The sequence below is a fragment of the Lysinibacillus sp. NPDC094177 genome (genome assembly GCF_050279145.1).
Taxonomy (GTDB): Bacteria; Bacillota; Bacilli; order Bacillales_A; family Planococcaceae; genus Lysinibacillus.
The window spans coordinates 1-21911 of the sequence record NZ_JBNNTW010000002.1; the positions used below are offsets into that span (position 1 = coordinate 1).

Below are 21911 nucleotides of genomic sequence, written 5' to 3' on the forward strand. Positions count from 1 at the left end.
TAATTGATGGAACGCCGTATGAGGGGAAACCCTCACGTACGGTGTGAATGGGGGGAAAAGCTGGAGATGATTTCAAAGGCTTACCTATCCATATCAAATATGCTACAAGAAACAATATTACAGCTTGTGAAAACAGGTAATGAGCAAGAGGGAAATCTTTTTATGGTAGGGGACGTAAAACAAAGCATCTACCGTTTCCGTTTAGCAGAACCAAAGCTTTTTATGCGCAAGTACAGTGAGTTTCTAGAGGCCCCAGATTTAACGGGAATGCGTATAGATTTAAACGCTAACTTCCGTAGTCGAAAAGAAGTGTTGAACGCTACAAACTATGTATTTGCACAAATTATGGGTGAGCGTGTTGGAGAAATTCTTTATGATGAAAATGCTTCATTAAAACCGGCAGCACCGTATGATGACAAAGAAGTTCCGGTAGAGCTAGTCATCATGCATCCTCCCGAAGCTGAGGAGCAGGAAGAAGAGGCAGAAGATATTGCAAGCGACGCCTCTGAACTAGAGGAATTAAAAAAATCACAATATGAGGCACGTTTTATCATTGAACGTATTCGGCAGATGATGGAGGATGGGACAACTGTATTCGATACTAAAACGAAGACAGAACGTCCATTAAAATATAGTGATATTGTGATTTTAATGCGTTCAATGACATGGTCAACAGATTTAGTAGAGGAATTTAAGCTTGCGGGAATCCCTCTCTATGCGGAATCCTCCAAAGGATATTTTGATGCGCTTGAGGTTATGATTATGCTGAATGTACTAAAGGTTGTCGATAATCCATATCAGGATATTCCTTTAGCTTCAGTGCTACGCGCTCCATTTGTTGGCTTAACAGAAAATGAGCTAGCAAAAATACGGCTAGCAGATGCAAAAGCGCCATTTTATGAAGCATTAAGACAATTTATTCGAAGTGCTGGGCATGGTGTGCATTCTGACACTTTTGTGAAGCTTCAACGATTTATGCTAGCATTTGAAAATTGGCGGGATCTAGCGCGACGTGGTTCACTGTCAGATTTAATCTGGAAGATTTATTTAGACACGCATTATTATGAGATGGTCGGAGCGATGCCAAATGGTAAACAGCGTCAGGCCAACTTACGCATATTACATGATCGTGCTTTAATGTATGAGAAAACAGCGTTTCGAGGACTATTTCGTTTTTTACGTTTTATTGATCGCATGCGTACGCGAGGAGATGATTTAGGAGCAGCGAAATCAATTGGAGAAAAGGATGACGTCGTCCGTCTAGTGACCATTCACTCTTCAAAAGGGTTAGAGTACCCTGTTGTCTTTGTTGCAGGGATGGGGAGACCGTTTAATAAAATGGATTTCCACAATCCGTATTTATTCGATCAAGATTTTGGTCTTGCAGTGAAGGCAATTGATCCAGAAAACCGTATTACGTATACATCCCTGCCATTTTTAGCTCTGAAGGAGAAAAAAGAGCTTGAAATGCGTGCAGAGGAAATGCGTGTATTATACGTAGCGATGACACGTGCGAAGGAGCGACTTATTTTAGTAGGCTCCGTGAAAAATTGGAGTAAAACGCTCGACAACTGGCAGGATGCACAAAGTTTGCCGTTGGATGCCCCGCTACAGGAGTATTTACGTGCGCGGGCTAATAGCTATTTTGATTGGCTTGGACCTGCAGTTGCAAGACACGCAGATTTTGCTTCACTTGCTAATTCCTTGTATAAGGCACCTGAAGATGTATCGCATTGGTGGGTACGTGCAGTTGAAACGAGCCATTATGCGTATGACATACAGGCGCTAGAGGATGAGGTACAGCAATTGCTAGAAACACCAGAAGACGAAGCTCTATTGTCGGAAATTACGATGCGCTTTCAAGCACAGTACCCATTTCAAAAATCAACACAAAAACGCTCAAAAACATCAGTTAGTGAAATTAAGCGTTTAGAAAATCTACAGCGACAGGAGGAGCCTGAATATTACTTTTCAGTACCTTCTAAGCAAAAATCAACAGCCATTGCAGCCCGTCCAACCTTTTTACAGGACAAACAGCTTACAGGTGCAGAAATAGGAACAGCTGTCCATACAGTCATGCAGCATGTACCTCAAAACGGCTTTATGAATGTACAGGAGGTTAAGGAGTTTGTCACTGATTTAGTGGCAAGACAGCTTCTGACTGAGGCTGAAGGGAAGGTTGTTCCATGGAAGAAAATATATAATTTCTTTACGACAGACATTGGACAATGCTTTAAAAAAGCAAAAACAGTCCGGAGAGAACTGCCATTTACGATTAGTAGAGTAGATGAAGATGGCGATGCTCAAATTGTACAGGGGATTATTGATTGCTTATTTGAAGATGAAAACGGTGAATGGATCTTGCTTGATTATAAGACAGATCGTATCCAATCACATTTTGCTGAGGAGCCAGCGCTATCTAAGGAACTCTTAGAACGATATGGTGTCCAGCTCAGAGTTTATAGTGAGGCGATTGAATCTATCCTTCAAATCAAAGTGAGTGATAAAGTTCTATATTTATTCGATATTGAACGGGCTTTACATGCATAAGTGAACGCGGTGTAAACAGGGCTATCTGAGGTAGTTTCATATAAGGGAATGAGTGTTAGGGAGCTCTGTTTTCGCCATATACATAGAGGAGGCTATTTCGTGGAGTTAAAACCGACAATGTTGCAGGAACGCATCGCAACATTAGATATTTTACGTGGTATTAGCTTATTAGGCATTTTACTTGTTAATATATTTGCCTTTTATTTACCAATGCCATATATTGATTTGGCATCATGGTTTACGACACCGTCAGATATAGTGTGGCAGCAAAATTTAGATATTTATGTCCAAAGTAGTTTTTATCCACTGTTTGCCATGTTATTTGGCTATGGACTTGCTATGCAATGGCAGAAAGCGCAAAGCCGTGAACAAAATTTTTATTCGATAGGGCTTCGAAGACTTTCTGTATTATTTGTATTTGGTCTGATCCATGCTGTGCTCATTTGGTGGGGCGACATTTTGATGATGTATGCATTTTGCGGCGTTTTTTTATTGTTATTACTACGTCTACATCCTATTTGGTTATTGTCAATCGGTATTATGATTAACGGTGTTATGCAAGCTTTTATGTTATTTATTGTAGGATATATTAATTTTAATACAGTGGTTGATGAGTATTTAGATATTACTTCGGTAGAGCAGGCAATAACTGCTTATGGAACGGGGAATTGGGTAGATGCATTTATGCAACGTTTAACTGATTTATCTATTCAGGCAGGGATTAGCATGTGGTTTGTGGCGTTATTTACAATTCTACCATTTATGTTAATTGGTGCCGCAGCCTCTAAATGGCGTTTGGTGGAACGAGCAAAGGAGCTAAAATGGCTATGGCTGACTTTAGCAATAGCTGGGTTAACAATTGGTATTTTTATTAAGAGCTTACCGATTATGTTTCCGCGTACGTATTTATTAGACTATTTGAAAGTATACATAGGTGGTCCAATTTTATCCGTTGGCTATATCGGGCTCATTGTTTTGCTTTGTTTACTTCCAATTGTACCAAAGTTGCTTAGTCCGTTTGCAAAAATGGGGCGCATGTCGTTAACGATGTATATACTTCAATCGATAATTGGCACTTGTTTATTTTATCAATTTGGATTTGGCTTGTATGGAAAAGTGAGCGTCGCAACAGGCGTATTAATTGCAGTAGGTATTATTGTTGTACAAATGATTGTGGCGGAGATTTGGCTAGCAAAATGGAAACAAGGTCCATTAGAGGCTTTATGGCGTAAATTAACATATAAGGCGAATGCTAAAGTAGGTTAATGTTTTATCAATATAAGGTATTCGATTCTTGTGCAATCTAGCAATCGGGCGGAAATCAGCCTTCATCTTCAATGTGGTGGAAACATATAGTTAATAATCACGTCTTGTATTATAAGAATAATTTATTGCGATTTGGCTCATCATAAAAAGTTGGTGATGACATTTGTTAAAACATATGTCATGTATATAAGTTGATTGGAGTGGAGGCTGGGCGACTCCTTGGGGATTAGCGGCTCATCGGACGCCCCTAGGAAAGCGCCCAGCTGGAACGGAAATCAACCCTACGTTATGGTGAATGGCCCCGCGTTTGATTAGGAATAAAAATTATTGTCGCAAAAGTAAGGCAATTTCTATTATTTTGTTGTATCATGTAGAAAAAAGAAGGAGCTCTGAAAATCATGAAAATTTTATCGTTTAAATTAGGTGGACATGTAAGCTTTGGACCAAAAGTAAAAAAAGAAGAAGCGGTATGGGATGTACTCGCTATTCAAAATGAACTTCAAGTTCTCCCTTCTTTTTCAAGTTCAATTGTAGATGGTATTGCTCTAGGCTTTGATTTTGTTGAACAGATTCGTAAATTAGTAGAAGCCGCTGAAAAATCAGATCGTGCTGATAGCTTCAAACGTGAATTTACAGCGATCGAGTGGTTATCACCGATTCCACGTACACCAAAAAATATTATGTGTATTGGGAAAAACTATGATGAGCATGCTAAAGAAATGGGTGCAGAGGCAGCTCCAATAGATTTAATGGTATTTACAAAATCTCCGACTGCTATTGCTGCAGATGGGCAAACAATTTCTATCCATGCTGATCTTTCATCGAAAATGGATTATGAAGGCGAATTAGCAGTTGTCATTGGTAAACGTGGTAAAAATATTCCGAAAAACTTAGCATATGATTATGTATTTGGCTACACGATTGCCAATGATATTACAGCTCGTGATTTACAAGAAAAACATAAGCAATTCTTCTTAGGAAAAAGCTTGGAAGGAACTTGTCCACTTGGACCTTACCTTGTAACAAAAGATGAAATTCCGAATCCACAAGATTTAACAGTGGTAACAAAAGTGAATGATGAAGTGCGTCAAAACGGCTCAACAAAAGATATGATGTTCTCTGTAGAATCATTAGTATCGATTTTGTCTCAGCATGTAACATTAGAGCCAGGCGATGTTATTTTAACGGGTACTCCAGCGGGGGTTGGTAAAGGCATGAATCCGCCACAATTCTTAAAAGCTGGTGATACTGTGAAAGTTTCAATCCAAGGTATCGGTACTTTAGTAAATCATTTTGAATAATTTTTTCAAATCCGCGTGAGTTTATCTCAGCGGATTTTTAACTTCTTTCAGCGAGTGTTTTGGTAGCGAAAGCGAAGCGTCAGCCTAAGCACAAAGCCGATTTTGGACGCAATTATGCCGAGGCATAATTGATGTTTATTATGTGAACACTATTGTAATGTTTGAAACCCTTTCCATCACATGGTAGGATAGAATTTGATAGAAAAAAGAATATGAGGTGGGACAATAATGAATTTCTTAACTAGCCAAACGCATTTGCATGTAACTACTTGGGTAGTTGCAATCGTAATCTTTTTAATTGCAGCGTTAATGGGCAAGCAGTCAAAAGGCTTACATATGACATTACGTTTATTTTACGTTTTAATTATTATTACAGGTGGGGCACTATTCATTAAAGGCATGGATTTTAATATGGGTATGCTCTACGGCTTTAAATTCCTAGGCGGTATTTTAGTTATTGGCATGATGGAAATGGTATTAGTACGTCAAAAGAAAAATAAACCAACAGGCATGTTTTGGATTTTATTTGCAGTATTCTTATTGATTACAATGTTCCTAGGCTTCAAATTACCAATGGGTCAAAATTTCTTAGCATAATTTTGTAAAAGTCGTGAAGATTTCGCTTCACGGCTTTTTTTTGGGAAGAAAATGCAACCACTTAGGGCTTGAAAAACTGATCGGATATGCCGGAGAAGTGATCAGGTAGCCCAGAAAACTGATCAGGTAAGCCGAAGAAGTGCTTAGGTCTCCATAAAAACTAATCGGGACCACGACCAAGCCGATGAATATATTTAATGGAGAAGTTGACACCTTTTTGCCGTAATTCATTTTGCATTTTCAGAAAATATTTTGAAATGATAGCGATGGGACTCTTTTATTTGGTAAAATGACGATGGATTGGTTTGAAAGAGAGGGAATAAAAGTGAAATTCAAGAAGTGGATAAGTGCGACAGCTGCATCGCTTTTACTATTAACTTCATTAGTAAGCGCTACACCAGTTGCACATGCTGATGAAGCGTCGACAAGAATGATTGCAGAAGAAAGCATCTATGATTTACTCGTTGACCGTTTCTTTAATGGTTCGGGCACTAACGATTTTGATACAAATACTCAAGACCCTACTAAATTTGCAGGTGGCGATTTTGCAGGTTTACAGGATAAACTAAAATTTATCGGAGAGATGGGCTTTACAATCGTTTCCATTGGTCCGGTTTTTGCCACTGAAAAATATGATGGATCGATGCCGACGAGCTACTCTACAATTGAGCGTCATTTTGGGACATCTGAGGAGTTTCAAAGTGTCATAGAGGCCTATAAAGCTAAAAATTTATCGATCATGGTTGATTTTCCATTAAATAATGTAAGTCCGAATCATGAGTGGGCAAAAGATCCAGCGAAAAAGAACTGGATTGCTTCAACAAATAATGGACAAGTACAATGGGATTTAACAAACAAAGATGTACAAGAAGCACTTATTAAATCAGCTACAGACTTTGTCACTACATATGATGTTGGTGGGATTCGTTTAACTAATATTGCTGGTGCTGATACAGAATTTATCAATGCAGTGATTAAAGCATTAAAAGATAAGAAAAAATCGCTCTATGTGATTTCAAATGAAGAAAGTGATGCAAACTTTGATGCAAGCTTTTCACCGGCAACAGCTGATATTTACCGTAATATATTTAAAAATGTTGATATGGATTCTTCTAAGTTAATGGAGCCTTTTACAGATAAGAAACCAACTCAAATTATGGTTGATTCCCTAGAAACGCGCCGTTTTACATTTGATTCTGCAGCTGAAAACATGTTCCCACCAACGCGTCTGAAAATGGCGATGGGTGCTTTATTTATGATGCCAGGAATTCCTGTTGTGCAATATGGTACAGAAATTGCGATGAACGGGGAAACAAAGCCAGATACGCACCAAATATACAACTTTAAAACAGATGATGAATTAATCAAATATATTAAAAATGTACAATCGTTACGTAATAAATCTGAGGCATTACGCAACGGTGATTTTGAAGTTATTACAAATGAAAATGGCCTACTTGTATTTACACGTACATCCGATAAAGAGAAATGGGTCATTATGGTTAACAACACTAGTAAAACACAACGCGTTGATTTAACACCTGCTCAGCTTGGGAAAGGTAAAATGCTAAATGGTATTTTACACGAAGAAAAAGTTCGTATTAATGAAAAAGACGTTTACCCGGTTATTTTAGATCGTGAAATGGTAGAGATTTATCAAGTTAGAAATGATGAAGGCTTAAATGTACCTTATATGGTAGCCCTAGGATTAGTGTGGGTTATATTCATAGGATTTGTAGTTGTTATTATTAGACGAGGTAAAGTACGACGTAAGGAGCAAGATGCTCAATAATAAAGGGGTGCTCCATCCCTCATTGATTTTATAGGCGTTAATACAAGATAAAATGCTAACCCCCCTCAACACTTTTTAGTGCGGAGGGGGGTTTTTGTTAAGCTTGATAGCTTTTATTCGTAAAGAAGATGGCAATTGTACCTGGTCCTACATGTGAGCCGATAGCTGAACCGATCATTGTTACTTGAATGGCTTTTGGTGAAAATCTTTCTTGGATAGAAGCCTTTACTTGGTTGGCAAAGTCCACATCATCACTATGGCTAATACCAATAATTTTCTCAGAAAAATTATCACCGCGCTCCTGCATTAAATCTAACATGCGAGCGATGGCTTTTTTGCGTCCGCGAGATTTTTCAATCGGCACAAGCTTACCGTCCTCTACATTTAAAATAGGTTTAATGCTTAGAAGTCCTCCAAGAAATGCGCTGGCCTTTGAAACACGTCCACCTTTTGCGAGGTAATCTAAATCCTCTACTGTAAATAAGTGTTCCATTTGAGGGGTAAGGGCTGTAATTTTAGCTTCGAGTTCCTCCAATGAAGCACCTGTATTTCGGAGTCGAACGGCTTCTTCGACTACTAGGCCAAAACCTAGCGAAGCACATTTAGAATCGATGATTGCTAATTTAAGGGATGGATATTGCTCCTGTACTTGATTACGAATCATGACAGCCGTATTATAGGTACCTGATAATTCCGATGAAAAAGCAATATAGATTCCTTCTTCTTCATTTTTTGCTAGATTTTCAAAATGCTTGAGAAAAAGCTCTGGTGATACTTGGGATGTTTTTGGGCGAGCACCTTGACGAATAGCATCGTAAATTTCTTTGGAATCAATTGAAATGACATCATCATATTCATTATTGTTCAATTGCACTCGTAGTGGAAGAAGTTCAACATTGTTTTCTTCATAATAAGACTTTGGTAAATCACATCCACTATCAGTAAAAATTTTCATCATTTGTCCCCCTAATTTAATATTCTATATGAGAAGTTTTCAAATACCTATACTACATAACAGGTGAACAAGTGTCGAGCTCTCACTTTCCACTCTACGTTTCTCTAAACTATTTCTATTGAAATGTTATATAGATATATTATCATATCGAGTTTCAGTATAATTGCAACTCAGGAATAGTGATGTATTTATAACTTTATTCAGTAAGTACTCGTTGAATAAAGGGTACTCCTGAATAAAGTGAAATTGAAAAAAATGAGCTCAGCACCCCAAGGAGTCGCCCAGTTTCCACTCCAATCAACTCAGGGTATACGTTTTAACAAATGTCCTCCACAACTTTGGTGATGAGTTAAAAAATAGGATATTACTACTTAACTAGGATAATTTCAAGCGTTCGATGAGTATTTTAGCGATACCATCATCATTATTGGTTGTGGTAATTTCATTGGCAATATTTTTTAGAGTAGGAATACCATTGCCCATTGCTACACCAAGTCCGGCATAATCAATCATTTCTAAATCATTATCTTCATCACCGAATGCAATAATACGCTCGCGTGGTATACCTAAATCTTTTGCAACATGAGCGATTCCTACTGCTTTATTTAAGCCACGGCGAACAATCTCAATAATGTGAAGTGGCGCACCCCAGCGACGATGTTCAATGACCTCTGCATGAACAGCCTGTAAATGATCACGAATAATCATAGAATTTACTTCATTAGCTTGAATCAGTAAACTAGTTGGGTTATCAAGTAAATGGGTATAGAGATCTCCAAGAGTAATTTTTGGATTCCCCATGTTAAAAATATTTAATATACGTTCATCCTCTGTATGCACGTAAATATCGTCCTTAACCTCTGCAATAATATTTTCGTATTCATAGCTATTAATGGAGTCGACGACATTATGCACTACGCCTAAATCAATAGGAGTATGCATAGTCTGCCAAGCAGCATTTTTTGGATGGTGGACGTAAGCACCATTAAAATTCACGATGGGCGTTGTAAGGCCAAGCTCGTGATAATATATATCACTCGCGCGATAAGGACGGCCTGTAGCAATCATAACTTGATGGCCTTGTTCCTTTGCCTGCAATAATGTTTTTTTAGTTTTGGCTGAAATTTGTTGTTGGTCCGTTAATAACGTACCATCTAAGTCTAAAACGATTAAATGCGGTTTCATAGCTCATTGCCCCTTTCCTATAATTTGAATAGTATCTCTTTGTAAACCATTCGTCAAAATTTTGTCACATCGAGAAAAGTTTGCTAACATAAAGATGAGACAAATGTTGGGAGTGACAAAGATGATTGTTGAGAAAGAAATGTGGGGAAATATTCCTTTATTACATATACATACAGATGATATGAATGAAGAAACCCCAGTAGTGATTTTCTTACATGGCTTTATGAGTGCAAAAGAACATAACTTACATTATGCATATCAATTAGTAGGCAGAGGGGTGCGTGTCCTATTACCTGATGCAAAATTACATGGCGACCGTAGTGAAGGCCTAGCTGAAATGCAAATGAGCTTACATTTTTGGGATATTGTTTTAAATTCTATTCACGAAGTTGAACAATTATATAATGAATTAAAGAATAAAAAATTATTAGCGAATGATAAAATTGGCGTTGCTGGTACATCGATGGGTGGAATTGTGACATCAGGATGTTTAAAGCAATATGATTGGGTGAAAACAGCAGCAGTATGTATGGGTGCACCGGGTTTTCTTAAATTAGCGGAGTATCAATTACAGCAATTCACTAAAAGCGGTGTGGATTGGCCAATGTCCGAAGAAGAAGTACAACAAACGAATGAGCTTCTTGCTAAATACGATGTCAGCCTAACACCAGAAAAATTTGCAGGACGACCTGTGTTTTTCTGGCATGGGGAATTAGATAAAACTGTACCTTTCAATGATACGTATAATTTTTATTTAACTTTACAAAAATATTATGAATCAAATCCAGAAGATTTAAAATTCTTAGCTAATAAAAGAGCAGGCCATGCTGTGTCTCGAGACGGTATGTTAGCAGCAACTGAATGGCTTGCACAGCATTTGGCATAATAAGATGCATCTGCTATGATTAAGTTAACACTGTGACGGAAGGAGAAATACAGATGGATCAAGATATGAAAGACAGCATGTTCGGTGCATTAGAAAATGTAATTGACCCTGAGCTTGGTATTGATATCGTCAACTTAGGTTTAGTATATGATGTAGATTTAGATGAAGCAGGTGTAGCAACCGTTACAATGACGCTAACTTCTATGGGCTGCCCACTTGGACCTGTGATTGTTGACCAAGTGAACACAGCATTAGGTGAGCTTCCAGAAGTGAAAAGTACAAATGTAAACATTGTATGGAATCCACCGTGGTCAAAAGATAAAATGTCTCGCTATGCGAAAATGGCATTAGGTGTACGATAAGTATCCACTTAAAGCATGATAAGAAATCCCCGCTTGCAACAGCAAGCGGGGATTTTGCAGTTTTGAAATACGAAATAGTCGAATTTTTGTGATTGTTGCGGGCTTTAAAATGAGGGGGATCCGGGTCCGGGGCACTCAGTTTCCAGTGGGGGCGATTCTCGATGCTATCAGCGTTTCTCGAAATTTTATCTGTGATCGACATTCTGGAACATTGTGCCGCTTCCTCCTCTGTTGCTTTGCTTTCGTACAAAACACACATTGCTGAAATTTTGTTTTATCACTATAAATTAGAGTGTCATGCCAGAAGGCTCATACTTAGTGAAATGGTTGATTGGAGTGGAGACTGGGCGACTCCTTGGGGATCAGCGTCACAGATGAGACCCTGGAGCGAGCGAAGTGAGTGAAGCGGCTCATCGGACGCCCCCAGGAAAGCGCCCAGTCGGAACGGAAATCAACCCCTCGCTTTGCCAGACAGGCCTAATTTAATGGTATATTTGTATAAAGCTTGACCATTATATGAAATCCCCGCTTAACTCGTAAGCGGGGATTTTGCGTGTAACGAATTAATCGATACGACATATTTGTAACGGACAATTTTCACAAGCGATTTCATCCTTTAAAAATTGGACATCATGAATTGTTATATAACTCTTTTCAAAGGAAATAATATTGTGTTTCTTTAAATCATTAAGCATGCGATTGATCATTTCTCTACTCGTCGCACATAAATTAGCGATTTCTGTATTTGTTAACGGGAAATTGATAAAAATAGTACCATCTTCTAAAGGCTTACCATAAGTATTCGAAAGACGGATGAGCGTTGAAAATAAAGCGCCCTTTTTACCATTTAAAACTAAATCGCGCAAACGACTTTGATGCTTTAAATTTTCTGTCTGCAACCACTTCATATATTCCACCATTAAAACAGGTTGTTCCACTAGTGAAAGTTCCAGTGATTTACGGCTTAGTACATATAAACTAGAGGGCTCTAATACTTTAGCAGTCATGGAATTGTGCGTAAAGTTACAAAATAATGAGCCTTCTCCAATGATACTATCTGGACCACAGATACGAATGGTTAATTCCTTCCCGTTCTCCGTTTCCTGATTAATCGAGATAGCTCCTGTTTTTATATAGTATATTTCTTTCGCACGTTCGCCCTCTAAAAAAATTTTGCTATCCTTATTCACTTTGATAAAAACACCGTGCTTTTGAAAAAGACCATGAAATTTCTCTTGCATATTGTCCATTATAACCATATCTCCAACACATCGCTTTCTTTTTGTAATAAGTGGCTGTTTATTACAAAAGGATGGTGAATAATTTCGATACTAAATTCAAGAAACATACTTTTATTATAACGTAATTTTCCAGTTGTAAGGGAAGAAATTTTAGGGCTAATTCTTTGCTAAGGTTTGTCGTATGTTGTAAAATAAAGTTAGTCAAAAAAGGTCAAACATTTTTTTTGAAACAGAATGGCAAACGGGATTCCGCTAACATTATTGAAAAGGAGTGCTAAACATGCAATTTCAACAAACAGATAATAAGAAACCATTAGAACAATTTGGACGTAATTTAATAGAAGAAGTAAAGAACGGTAAAATGGACCCGGTTATCGGTCGTGACGAAGAAATTCGTAATGTTATTCGTATTTTAACGCGTAAAACGAAAAATAATCCTGTCTTAATAGGTGAGCCAGGTGTTGGTAAAACAGCAATCGTAGAAGGGTTAGCACAACGTATTGTAAAAGGTGATGTACCCGAGGGATTAAAAGAATGCGTATTGTACGAGCTTGATATGAGTGCGTTAATAGCAGGTGCTAGTTATCGAGGTCAATTTGAAGAACGCTTAAAAGGCGTACTTAAAGAAGTGAAGGAATCTGAAGGGCGTATCATTTTATTTATCGATGAAATTCATACTATTGTTGGTGCAGGTAAAACGGATGGTGCAATGGACGCCGGGAATATGTTAAAGCCAATGCTTGCACGAGGTGAGCTACATTGTATTGGGGCTACAACATTAGATGAATACCGTATGTATATTGAAAAAGATCCTGCTTTAGAGCGTCGTTTCCAACAAGTACTTGTACGTGAGCCCTCTATTGAGGATACAGTTTCTATTTTACGAGGCTTAAAAGAGCGCTTTGAGTTACATCATGCGGTGCGTATTCATGACCGTGCGATCGTAGCGGCAGCAGAGCTTTCAAATCGTTATATTACAGAGCGTTTCCTGCCAGATAAGGCCATCGATTTAATCGATGAAGCATGTGCGATGATTCGAACAGAAATTGATTCCATGCCACAAGAATTGGATGCAGTAACTCGTCGTATTATGCAGCTCGAAATTGAGGAGCAAGCATTGCGTAAGGAAAAGGACGAGGCAAGTAAAAAGCGTCTAGAGCAACTACGTGAGGAATTAACAAACCTCAAGGAATCCTCTGAGGGCATGCGTAAACAATGGGAAACCGAAAAAGAAGCGTTACAAGGGATTCAGAAAAAACGTGAAAAACTTGATAAATACCGTCGTGACTTAGATGAAGCAGAAAGTAAATATGATTTAAATAAAGCTGCTGAATTACGTCATGGTAAAATTCCTACTCTTGAAAAGGAAATTCAAGAGATGGAAAAACAATTAGAGAATGGTACGGAATCACGTATTTTACGTGAAGAGGTAACAGCTGATGAAATCGCATCTATTGTCTCACGCTGGACGGGAATACCAGTGACGAAATTAGTAGAAGGTGAGCGTGAAAAATTATTGCGCTTAAAAGATACATTGCATGAGCGTGTTGTCGGACAAGATAATGCTGTACAGCTTGTCACAGAAGCGGTATGGCGTGCTCGAGCTGGTATCAAAGACCCGCATCGACCAATTGGTAGCTTTTTATTCCTAGGGCCAACAGGTGTTGGTAAAACAGAGCTTGCGAAGGCACTAGCAGCTCAGCTGTTTGATTCTGAGGATCATTTTATTCGTATTGATATGAGTGAATATATGGAGAAACATAGCGTATCACGTCTTGTAGGGGCACCTCCAGGTTATGTTGGCTACGAGGAAGGTGGACAATTAACAGAAGCTGTTCGCCGAAATCCATATTCAGTTGTATTATTAGATGAAATTGAAAAAGCCCATCCAGACGTTGCGAATATTTTACTGCAAATTTTAGATGATGGGCGCATTACTGATAGCCAAGGCCGTATGGTCAACTTTACGAACACAGTGGTCATTTTAACCTCTAACATTGGCTCAAGCTATTTAATGGAAGCAAAGGAAGACGATACAGCAGTTGAGGATTTAGTGATGGCTGCACTGCGTCAACACTTTAAACCAGAGCTGTTAAATCGTATGGATGATATTATTATGTTCCATGCACTTTCAGATGAGCACTTTACAGCGATTGCTTGGAAATATGTCGAACAGCTTGTCAAACGAGTGGCAGAGCAAGACATTTCTTTACAAGTAGAACAAAATGTAATTGATTGGATTGTAGAACAAGGAGCAGATGCTCAGTTTGGCGCAAGACCACTTAAACGTTTCGTGCAACGATATATTGAAACAGCGGTTGCAAAAGAATTGCTTCGAGGTGAAGTCTTACCAGGAGAAACATTGCACATTCGAATGCATGATGGTCAATGTATCGTTGAAAAATAACAAAAAAACCTGTTCCGCATTAAGCGAAACAGGTTTTTTTAGTTAAATTAATGATTGTCTGCAGCTTCTGGAGTTGACTCGTTTGGAATAACTGCACCGATAATGAAAACAAGAATTGTAAATACAACTGATGTGACTACAGCAGTTTGGAAATCAAACGGTGCACCAAGTACAGAGCTTACTACGTAGTTTAACATTGAAACTAGTAGGAATGACCATACGAATGTTACGATATATTGCATTAATTTCACCTCAACCGAACTTTTTTATATCATAAAGTTTTTACTACATATTCATTATAATATCATAACATAAATTGAAAAAAAAAGAACCTTTTCTGTTAAACATGGCGAATTTGTCACAACAAGAACAATACTTATTTTATTTTAATGCAATTTCATTAGAAGCACCAATATTCGAAACGTCGTTAATACTTGAGGCAGGGGATTGTCGTGGTCACTCAATTCGTAGTCGAGCAGAATAGGGCAAAAAGCATTAATTTTAATTCAGCTTGCACTTCTTCTTTATTATGAGTTTGAAGAGTTATTTTAGGCAATTGTGTCCTACACTACACATTTTGATCCATAAAGTTTTTCAACAACATGTAATGTGTTCTCTCCGAAAAGAATTGCATATTCTTTTATTTCCTGTATATCACAGTTAAAGACAAAGACTGTTTATTAGTTCAATATAGATTTAGATAGGAAAATACTAGCACTTTTATTGTGAAGTCTAGTATAGTTATATCATTATTAAAATTAATGAATATAGTTACTTAATGCAACAAGAGAGAGTCTTATATACATTTAAAAGTGGTGAATTTTATTTTGAATAAGAAGTATTATAAAATAATCGGATTACTTGTTTATGGCTTAATTTTAAGTGGGATAATCGGTGTTATTTCTTCTGTTTTTTTAATATTAGTTAATAGCTTGACAGATTTTTTATGGACTGACATATCCAATAATTTTAAAGTACCGTCCATCTATACATTATTTTTATGTATACTAGGTGGTTTTTTAGTAGGTGTTAGCAGGTATAAGTATGGAACTACTCTACCTAAAACAGCTTCTGATGCTATTGTTGAATTAAAAACAACTCAAAGAATGGACTATTCAAATCTAAGTCTCAATTTTTTTATTGCTTTTTTAATTCTAATCTTTGGTGCAAGTGTAGGTCCTGCAGCAGCCGTTTTAAGTTCTGTTATTGCGTTATCGGTTTGGCAGGCAGATAAAATGCGTTACTTTTATTTTTCCTACAACGAGTGGAAAAAGGAATCTTGGTTAATTAAACTAAAAAAATTAGCTTTACCTCATAAGTACCTTATCCCTTATAGTTCTGATCGGGCTCCCCAAGAGAAAAAAATGCTTTTATTTAAGAAATTGGTATATATGTTATTTATCGTTAACGGTATTATGACCTTTATGTTTATCATTAAAATATCAGAACAACCTCCTTTTGTGACAAAGTTAGGGGAAACGAGTTGGGGTTTTGATGAATTGCTTCTTTTTATTCCTTTTGTTTTATTTGGAATTTTGTTCAGTAAGCTTTATGAACTAATGGAAAGAGCGATGAAAAAATTCTTTTCTAAAATGAACAATAAAATTATTTTAAGTGGTGTTATCGGTGGTATTGGTATTGGTTTAATGTCTTTAGTTGCCCCTAACCTACTGTTTTCTGGCCAACTTTCTATGCAAGAATTACCTAGTGTAGTACCGACACTTTCGATTGCTACTTTAATTTTGGGTTCTATTTTAAAACTGATTTTTATGGAGTTTTGTTTAAAGTCAGGCTGGGTTGGTGGGAATGTTTTACCGGTTATATTTGCATGTATTTTACAAGGCTACGCGATCGCGACTTTTTTTCCACAACTAGATATGCTCTTTATCGTTGCTGTTATAGGTGGTAGTGCTTCGATCGCTATTTTAAAGACACCTTTACTGGTAGGACTGTCTCTCATGCTATTTTTTCCGATAGAGTTAGCCCCAGTAATATTAATGATTGTAGTTTTATTTATTTTGTTAAGTAAATTGAGAAAAAAATCCCCGCAAAAAATAACTGCTTAATTTTAGGGGAAGACTTTGATTTGAACCACGAAAACTTGGATAAACGTGAAGTAGTATTTAGTTAAATAAGCTATAATAAGACCACTTCATCATGGGTGGTCTTAATGTTGCCTTACTCACACATTTTTGTACATTTCTCGCTTTATTTACCTCGAAAAAACCTCTTATATTTCCTGGAAAGTATGCCATGTATATAAGTCAGAACGGAAATCAACCCACGTTATAGTTTAGAACCATTATCTCCTATTTATGTATATATTACTAAAACCTCAATACTGCTAGCTTTAACCCGTTGATATTAAATCATCTTGCACCATTCCGTCATTATGAGTTATAATTATGACCAGTTACTAATAATTGATAGTAAGAAAGCAGAGGGGTTGCTAAATGAACGCTGGTATTATAGGAATTGGCAAATACGTTCCGGAGAAGGTCGTTACAAATTTTGATTTAGAAAAAATTATGGACACTTCGGATGAATGGATTCGAACTCGCACAGGGATTGAAGAACGTCATTTTGCTGCTGATGATCAAGAAACTTCAGATTTAGCAGTAGCTGCTGCAAAAGAAGCTATTGCAAAAGCAGGTATTACACCAGAGGAAATAGGCTTAATCCTTGTAGCAACTGTAACACAAGATCAAACATTTCCAAGTGTAGCATGTATGGTTCAGGAGCAAATTGGAGCAGTTAATGCAGCTGCGATGGACCAAGCGGCTGCTTGTGCAGGATTTATATATAGTTTAGTGACAGCAAAGCAATTTGTTGAATCAAATGCTTATAAATATGTCTTAGTAGTAGGTGTTGAAAAGCTGTCGAAAGTACTTGATTGGGAAGATCGCAATACCGCTGTGTTATTCGGTGACGGTGCAAGTGCAGCAATAGTTGGTCCAGTATCAGAAGGTAGAGGTATTTTATCATTTGAGCTTGGCGCTGACGGTACAGGTGGAAAGAATTTGTACTTAACACAGCAGGACACAATCGCTATGAATGGCCGTGAAGTATTTAAGTTTGCAGTTCGTCAAATGGGTGAATCTGCAATAAATGTATTAGAAAAAGCAGGTTTAACAAAAGAAGACGTAGATTTTTTAGTGCCGCATCAGGCGAATATACGAATTATGGAATCTGCTCGTGAGCGTCTAGATCTACCACCAGAAAAAATGTCAAAAACGATTCACAAATATGGGAATACATCGGCAGCTTCTATTGGTATTTCTTTGGTAGATGAGCTTGAAGCAGGTAAGATAAAAGATGATGATCTATTAGTACTTGTTGGATTTGGCGGTGGCTTAACATGGGGTGCCGTTACAATAAGATGGGGAAAATAAAAACGAAAAATGCTTGAGGGGAGTAATACAATGAGTAAACGACGAGTAGTAATTACAGGAATTGGCGCAGTTACACCACTAGGAAATAGCATCGAAGAAACATGGACTAACATTAAAGCTGGAAAATCTGGCGTTGGCGAGTTAACACGTTTAAATAAAGATCTTTTTGCAGCAAAAATTGCCGCTGAAGTGAAAGACTTTGATATTGAAAAATATATCGAACGTAAAGAAGCTCGTAAAATGGATCGCTTTACACATTATGCCTTGGCAGCGTCCATCATGGCGATGGAAGATGCACAATTAACAATTGATGAAGAGCTAGCACCACGTGCAGGTGTCTGGATTGGCTCTGGAATCGGTGGAATGGAAACTTACGAACAACAATTTTTAACATTCCAAGAGCGTGGAGCAAGACGAGTAAGTCCATTCTTTATTCCAATGATGATTCCAGATATGGCTTCAGGCCAAGTGTCGATTCACTTTGGTGCAAAGGGCATTAACTCTTGTTCAGTAACTGCTTGTGCTTCAGGTACAAACTCCATTGGGGATGCTTTTAAAGTAATTGAACGTGGTGATGCAGACGTTATGATTACTGGTGGTGCTGAATCACCAATCGTAACAATGGCAGTAGCAGGCTTTTGTGCAAATACTGCATTATCATTAAATACGGATCCACAAACAGCTTGCCGTCCATTCGATAAAAATCGCGATGGTTTCATTATTGGTGAAGGTGCGGGTATTGTTATTTTGGAAGAGTATGAGCACGCAAAAGCACGTGGTGCAAAAATCTACGCGGAAGTTCTTGGCTATGGTGCAACAGGAGATGCTCATCATATTACAGCTCCAGCTCCAGAAGGAGAAGGTGCTTCTCGTGCTATGATGCAAGCTTTAGCAGATGGCGGCGTAGATGCTTCACAAATTGACTATATTAACGCACATGGAACAAGTACACCATATAATGATTTATTTGAAACACAGGCAGTAAAAACTGTCTTTGGTGAACATGCCTATAAGCTTGCAATGAGTTCTACAAAATCAATGACAGGTCACTTATTAGGTGCAGCTGGTGGTGTTGAAGCTATTTTCACAGCGTTAGCTCTTAAAGAAGGCATTCTACCACCGACAATTAATTTAACAGATCCAGATCCAGAATGTGATTTAGATTATGTGCCGAATGAAGCTCGAAATGCAGATATTAAATTTGCAATGAGTAATTCACTTGGGTTTGGTGGACACAACGCTAGTCTACTATTCAAAAAAATCGAGGAATAATAAAGTAAAACTAAAATCAGTGGGAGGTTCTTCATCTTCCACTGATTTTTTGTATTCACCAAAAGGGCTGTTTTATCATTATAAATTAGATTTACATGCCAGAAGATACACGCTATGAGAAGTGGTTGATTGGAGTGGAGGCTGGGCGACTCCTTGGGGATTAGCAATAGAGGAACGAAGGCTAAAACCATCACGTCCTGTGATAACGCCTTCGTGACCAACATCGTATTGGCCCGAGACCCTGCAGCGAAGCGGCTCATCGGACGCCCCCAGGAAGCTTTGCTCTGTGCGAAAGCGTAGTGTTAACGTAGCGGCAGCAAATGTTTTATCCTGTGCGAAAGCGTAGCGACAGCAACAACAAAGCGCCCAGTCGGAACGGAAATCAACCCCTTGTTTTACAGAAGAGCCTTACTTTATTTAATATGGTCAATAAAAAAACGTCAGCCCAATTTTAAAATGCACCCTATAAGATAGACACTTTCAAAAAGGTCATCTTATAGGGTACATTTTATTTACGTGGCTGACGTCTTTTTTTATAGTTTTGTGAATAGATGATAATTAAGAAGAAATAGAAAGGATGCACATATCTTGTTCCGACTCTTTTTATTTTTAATGAGCTACGGCTTATTGATTCTCTCCGTAGGGAATCTCATATTGTATTTGAATTATCGGACACTCGGATATTCCTGGATAGTTGTTTTTAAATTCATGGCACATACTACAGCATTTTATATGGCAATTGGATCAGCCATCGTATTATGTGCTGTTGTGCTTGATCTTGGTTATGATAAAACTTTAAACGAAAAAGATAAGATGTAACTGTTTACCTACTCTCTTTTTGGCCAAGCTCTTGCGATTAATCTCACCAAAGCTACAACATTTCTTCATATCATAGAAGGATTTCAATCCTAGGATGATAAAGTTTTCTTTTATCTACGTGCACGACCAAGGCCCATTGCTTCTTCCATGCGCTTTAATGTAGCACTAGCAATAGCGTTTGCCTTTTCAGCACCTTCATCTAAAATAATATCTAATTCTGAGGATTCTACTAAATTGTAGAACTTCTCTTGAATTGGTGTTAGATGATCAATAACTACTGTTGCAACACCTTGCTTGAAACCACCATAGCCAACGCCTTCGTATTTTTTTACAAGATCGTCAATAGATACGCCTGAAATGGCAGACTCGATTGTTAGTAAATTAGAAACACCAGGTTTATTTTCCGCATCAAATGCCACAATACCATCAGAGTCAGTAACAGCTGACTTAATTTTTTTCTCAATATCTTTCGCTGAATCTAAAAGTTTGATTGTCGCTTTTGTATTTGGATCTGATTTACTCATTTTCTTTGTAGGTTCTTGAAGTGATTTGATACGAGCCCCTGCTTTTGGTAATTGAATTTCAGGAATCGTTAAAACGTCACCGTAACGTTTATTAAAGCGTTCCGCTAAATCACGAGTAAGCTCAATATGCTGCTTCTGATCATCACCGACAGGAACAATGTTTGTGTTATACAAAAGGATGTCTGCTGCCATTAATGGTGGATATGTTAGAAGAGCCGCGGATACGCTTTCTTTACCGTGTGATTTATCCTTGAACTGTGTCATACGTTCAAGTTCACCAATCGAAGCGACACATTGTAGCATCCAACCTGCCTGTGCATGAGCTGGCACTTCTGATTGAATAAATAATGTAGATTTTTTAGGATCAATACCAGTAGCGATATACGTAGCTGCTAAATTACGAATATTTTGACGCAATTCTTTTGGATCTTGTGCCACAGTAATTGCATGCTGATCAACGATACAATAAACAGCATCTCCTTCATCTTGTAATGCAGGGAATTGCTTAAATGCACCTAAATAGTTACCTAAAGTTACAATACCTGTTGGTTGTACGCCTGAAAAAATAGTTGTCATTGTCATTTCCTCCTTGAATCTCGTCCCTTAGATTGTAAGTACCAAATAAAAAACATCATGCGTCCTCATTAGTAAAGTAATCTAATGAAGGGACGAATGATGTTTGAATCCGCGGTACCACCCAGCTTGCCTAAAACGGCCACTTTACTTCGTAACGTGAAGGGACGAGCTTTGCTAATAGGCTTAAGTAAGAAACTAAGACGTTCACAAAGCTAACTCGGAAGTCCATTCCAAATGCTTACACGATCTGTTTGCAGCAACCACAGACTCTCTAAACGTGTAAAGGGCAAATGTACTACTCTTCGTCAGCGTTTTTTATTTAGTTCAATCAGTCTTGCACCTGTATAGATAGCAAGGTGAATTCACCAAAGACATAATTGATTTATTGCAAAAAATTATATTATAAAGGTTCCGTAAAATGCAAGTGTAAAAAGTCAGACTTTTGGCGGTGTTCTTTCTCGAAAAAAAATTATATGCTAATTTTGTTGCTTTTTTTTTCAACATGCAACAAATATTTTTTGTGCGAAAGCCAAGCGCTAACGTAGCGGCATCATAAATTGCTAAGGCGTAGAAATGCAACCAATATTAGTAAATATACGTCTATATTGTACACACTGAATCGACAATATTCTCGTTTAAAATTTTTAAATGAGAACAAGAACAATCAAAAAATGAATGTTTAAAATACTCTACGAGTGGGAATATTATTAGTAGTGCATTAGACATACAAAGAAGTAAGTACTACTTTGAAAGTTATATAAATAGACGAAATATTTAGTGACAAGG

Annotated in this window: 15 protein-coding genes, 1 pseudogene and 1 other annotated feature; of the genes and pseudogenes, 11 read left to right on the forward strand and 5 right to left on the reverse strand. The window is 37.7% G+C overall.

The features are described 5' to 3' along the window. Nucleotides 1–93: 93 nt before the first annotated feature. The 5 genes and pseudogenes from addA to ACQKNC_RS03630 all read left to right on the forward strand — a co-directional run. Nucleotides 94–2550: pseudogene (gene addA / locus ACQKNC_RS03610) on the forward strand (helicase-exonuclease AddAB subunit AddA); the annotation flags it as partial. 99 nt (nucleotides 2551–2649) lie between these two features. Beyond that, nucleotides 2650–3816: a DUF418 domain-containing protein gene (locus tag ACQKNC_RS03615; RefSeq protein ID WP_427423515.1), complete on the forward strand. Its 1167-nt coding sequence runs from the start codon at nucleotides 2650–2652 to the stop codon at nucleotides 3814–3816. A gap of 398 nt (nucleotides 3817–4214) precedes the next feature. After that, nucleotides 4215–5117, forward strand: coding sequence for a fumarylacetoacetate hydrolase family protein (locus ACQKNC_RS03620; protein ID WP_427423516.1), 903 nt, complete (start codon nucleotides 4215–4217; stop codon nucleotides 5115–5117). A gap of 228 nt (nucleotides 5118–5345) precedes the next feature. Further along, entirely contained in the window at nucleotides 5346–5714 is a 369-nt protein-coding gene (locus tag ACQKNC_RS03625) for a YisL family protein (protein WP_427423517.1), read from the forward strand. 325 nt (nucleotides 5715–6039) lie between these two features. Beyond that, nucleotides 6040–7506 carry an alpha-amylase family glycosyl hydrolase gene (locus tag ACQKNC_RS03630; RefSeq protein WP_427423518.1) on the forward strand — a complete coding sequence of 489 codons (1467 nt, stop codon included), beginning with the start codon at nucleotides 6040–6042 and terminating at the stop codon, nucleotides 7504–7506. A 97-nt stretch (nucleotides 7507–7603) separates the two neighbouring features. Here the strand turns inward: ACQKNC_RS03630 and ACQKNC_RS03635 are convergent, their stop codons facing one another. Together ACQKNC_RS03635 and ACQKNC_RS03640 are read right to left on the reverse strand one after the other, a co-directional pair. Then, nucleotides 7604–8461, reverse strand: a complete 858-nt coding sequence (locus ACQKNC_RS03635) for a DegV family protein (protein WP_427423519.1) — start codon at nucleotides 8459–8461, stop codon at nucleotides 7604–7606. Between the two features lie 375 nt (nucleotides 8462–8836). Continuing rightward, entirely contained in the window at nucleotides 8837–9646 is an 810-nt protein-coding gene (locus ACQKNC_RS03640; protein ID WP_427423520.1) for a Cof-type HAD-IIB family hydrolase, read from the reverse strand. Nucleotides 9647–9767: 121 nt separating this feature from the next. Here ACQKNC_RS03640 and ACQKNC_RS03645 point away from each other — a divergent pair, with 121 nt between their 5' ends. Together ACQKNC_RS03645 and ACQKNC_RS03650 are read left to right on the forward strand one after the other, a co-directional pair. Then, the gene (locus tag ACQKNC_RS03645) at nucleotides 9768–10532 is read left to right on the forward strand and encodes a prolyl oligopeptidase family serine peptidase (protein WP_427423521.1); all 765 of its coding nucleotides are present in this window, start codon (nucleotides 9768–9770) and stop codon (nucleotides 10530–10532) included. A 53-nt stretch (nucleotides 10533–10585) separates the two neighbouring features. Beyond that, nucleotides 10586–10894, forward strand: coding sequence for a metal-sulfur cluster assembly factor (locus ACQKNC_RS03650; protein ID WP_427423522.1), 309 nt, complete (start codon nucleotides 10586–10588; stop codon nucleotides 10892–10894). Between the two features lie 563 nt (nucleotides 10895–11457). Here the strand turns inward: ACQKNC_RS03650 and ACQKNC_RS03655 are convergent. Further along, on the reverse strand, nucleotides 11458–12144 hold the full coding sequence (locus ACQKNC_RS03655) for a Crp/Fnr family transcriptional regulator (protein ID WP_427423523.1): 687 nt from the start codon (nucleotides 12142–12144) through the stop codon (nucleotides 11458–11460). 271 nt (nucleotides 12145–12415) lie between these two features. On the opposite strand from ACQKNC_RS03655, the gene ACQKNC_RS03660 reads away from it, so the two are divergent. Beyond that, nucleotides 12416–14542: an ATP-dependent Clp protease ATP-binding subunit gene (locus ACQKNC_RS03660; protein ID WP_427423524.1), complete on the forward strand. Its 2127-nt coding sequence runs from the start codon at nucleotides 12416–12418 to the stop codon at nucleotides 14540–14542. 47 nt (nucleotides 14543–14589) lie between these two features. Here the strand turns inward: ACQKNC_RS03660 and ACQKNC_RS03665 are convergent, their stop codons facing one another. After that, on the reverse strand, nucleotides 14590–14784 hold the full coding sequence (locus ACQKNC_RS03665; protein ID WP_427423525.1) for a YjzD family protein: 195 nt from the start codon (nucleotides 14782–14784) through the stop codon (nucleotides 14590–14592). Between the two features lie 585 nt (nucleotides 14785–15369). Here ACQKNC_RS03665 and ACQKNC_RS03670 point away from each other — a divergent pair. From ACQKNC_RS03670 to fabF, 3 genes are all read left to right on the forward strand, one after another. Continuing rightward, entirely contained in the window at nucleotides 15370–16608 is a 1239-nt protein-coding gene (locus ACQKNC_RS03670) for a chloride channel protein (RefSeq protein WP_427423526.1), read from the forward strand. Nucleotides 16609–16995: 387 nt separating this feature from the next. Beyond that, nucleotides 16996–17934 (forward strand): beta-ketoacyl-ACP synthase III, encoded by a 939-nt coding sequence (locus ACQKNC_RS03675; protein ID WP_427423527.1) that lies wholly within the window; start codon nucleotides 16996–16998, stop codon nucleotides 17932–17934. A gap of 30 nt (nucleotides 17935–17964) precedes the next feature. Further along, on the forward strand, nucleotides 17965–19206 hold the full coding sequence (gene fabF, locus ACQKNC_RS03680) for a beta-ketoacyl-ACP synthase II (protein WP_427423528.1): 1242 nt from the start codon (nucleotides 17965–17967) through the stop codon (nucleotides 19204–19206). A gap of 929 nt (nucleotides 19207–20135) precedes the next feature. Here fabF and trpS read toward each other — a convergent pair. Then, nucleotides 20136–21125, reverse strand: a complete 990-nt coding sequence (trpS, locus tag ACQKNC_RS03685; RefSeq protein ID WP_427423529.1) for a tryptophan--tRNA ligase — start codon at nucleotides 21123–21125, stop codon at nucleotides 20136–20138. A gap of 85 nt (nucleotides 21126–21210) precedes the next feature. Further along, nucleotides 21211–21443 (reverse strand) — a binding site (T-box leader). Nucleotides 21444–21911 lie beyond the last annotated feature (468 nt).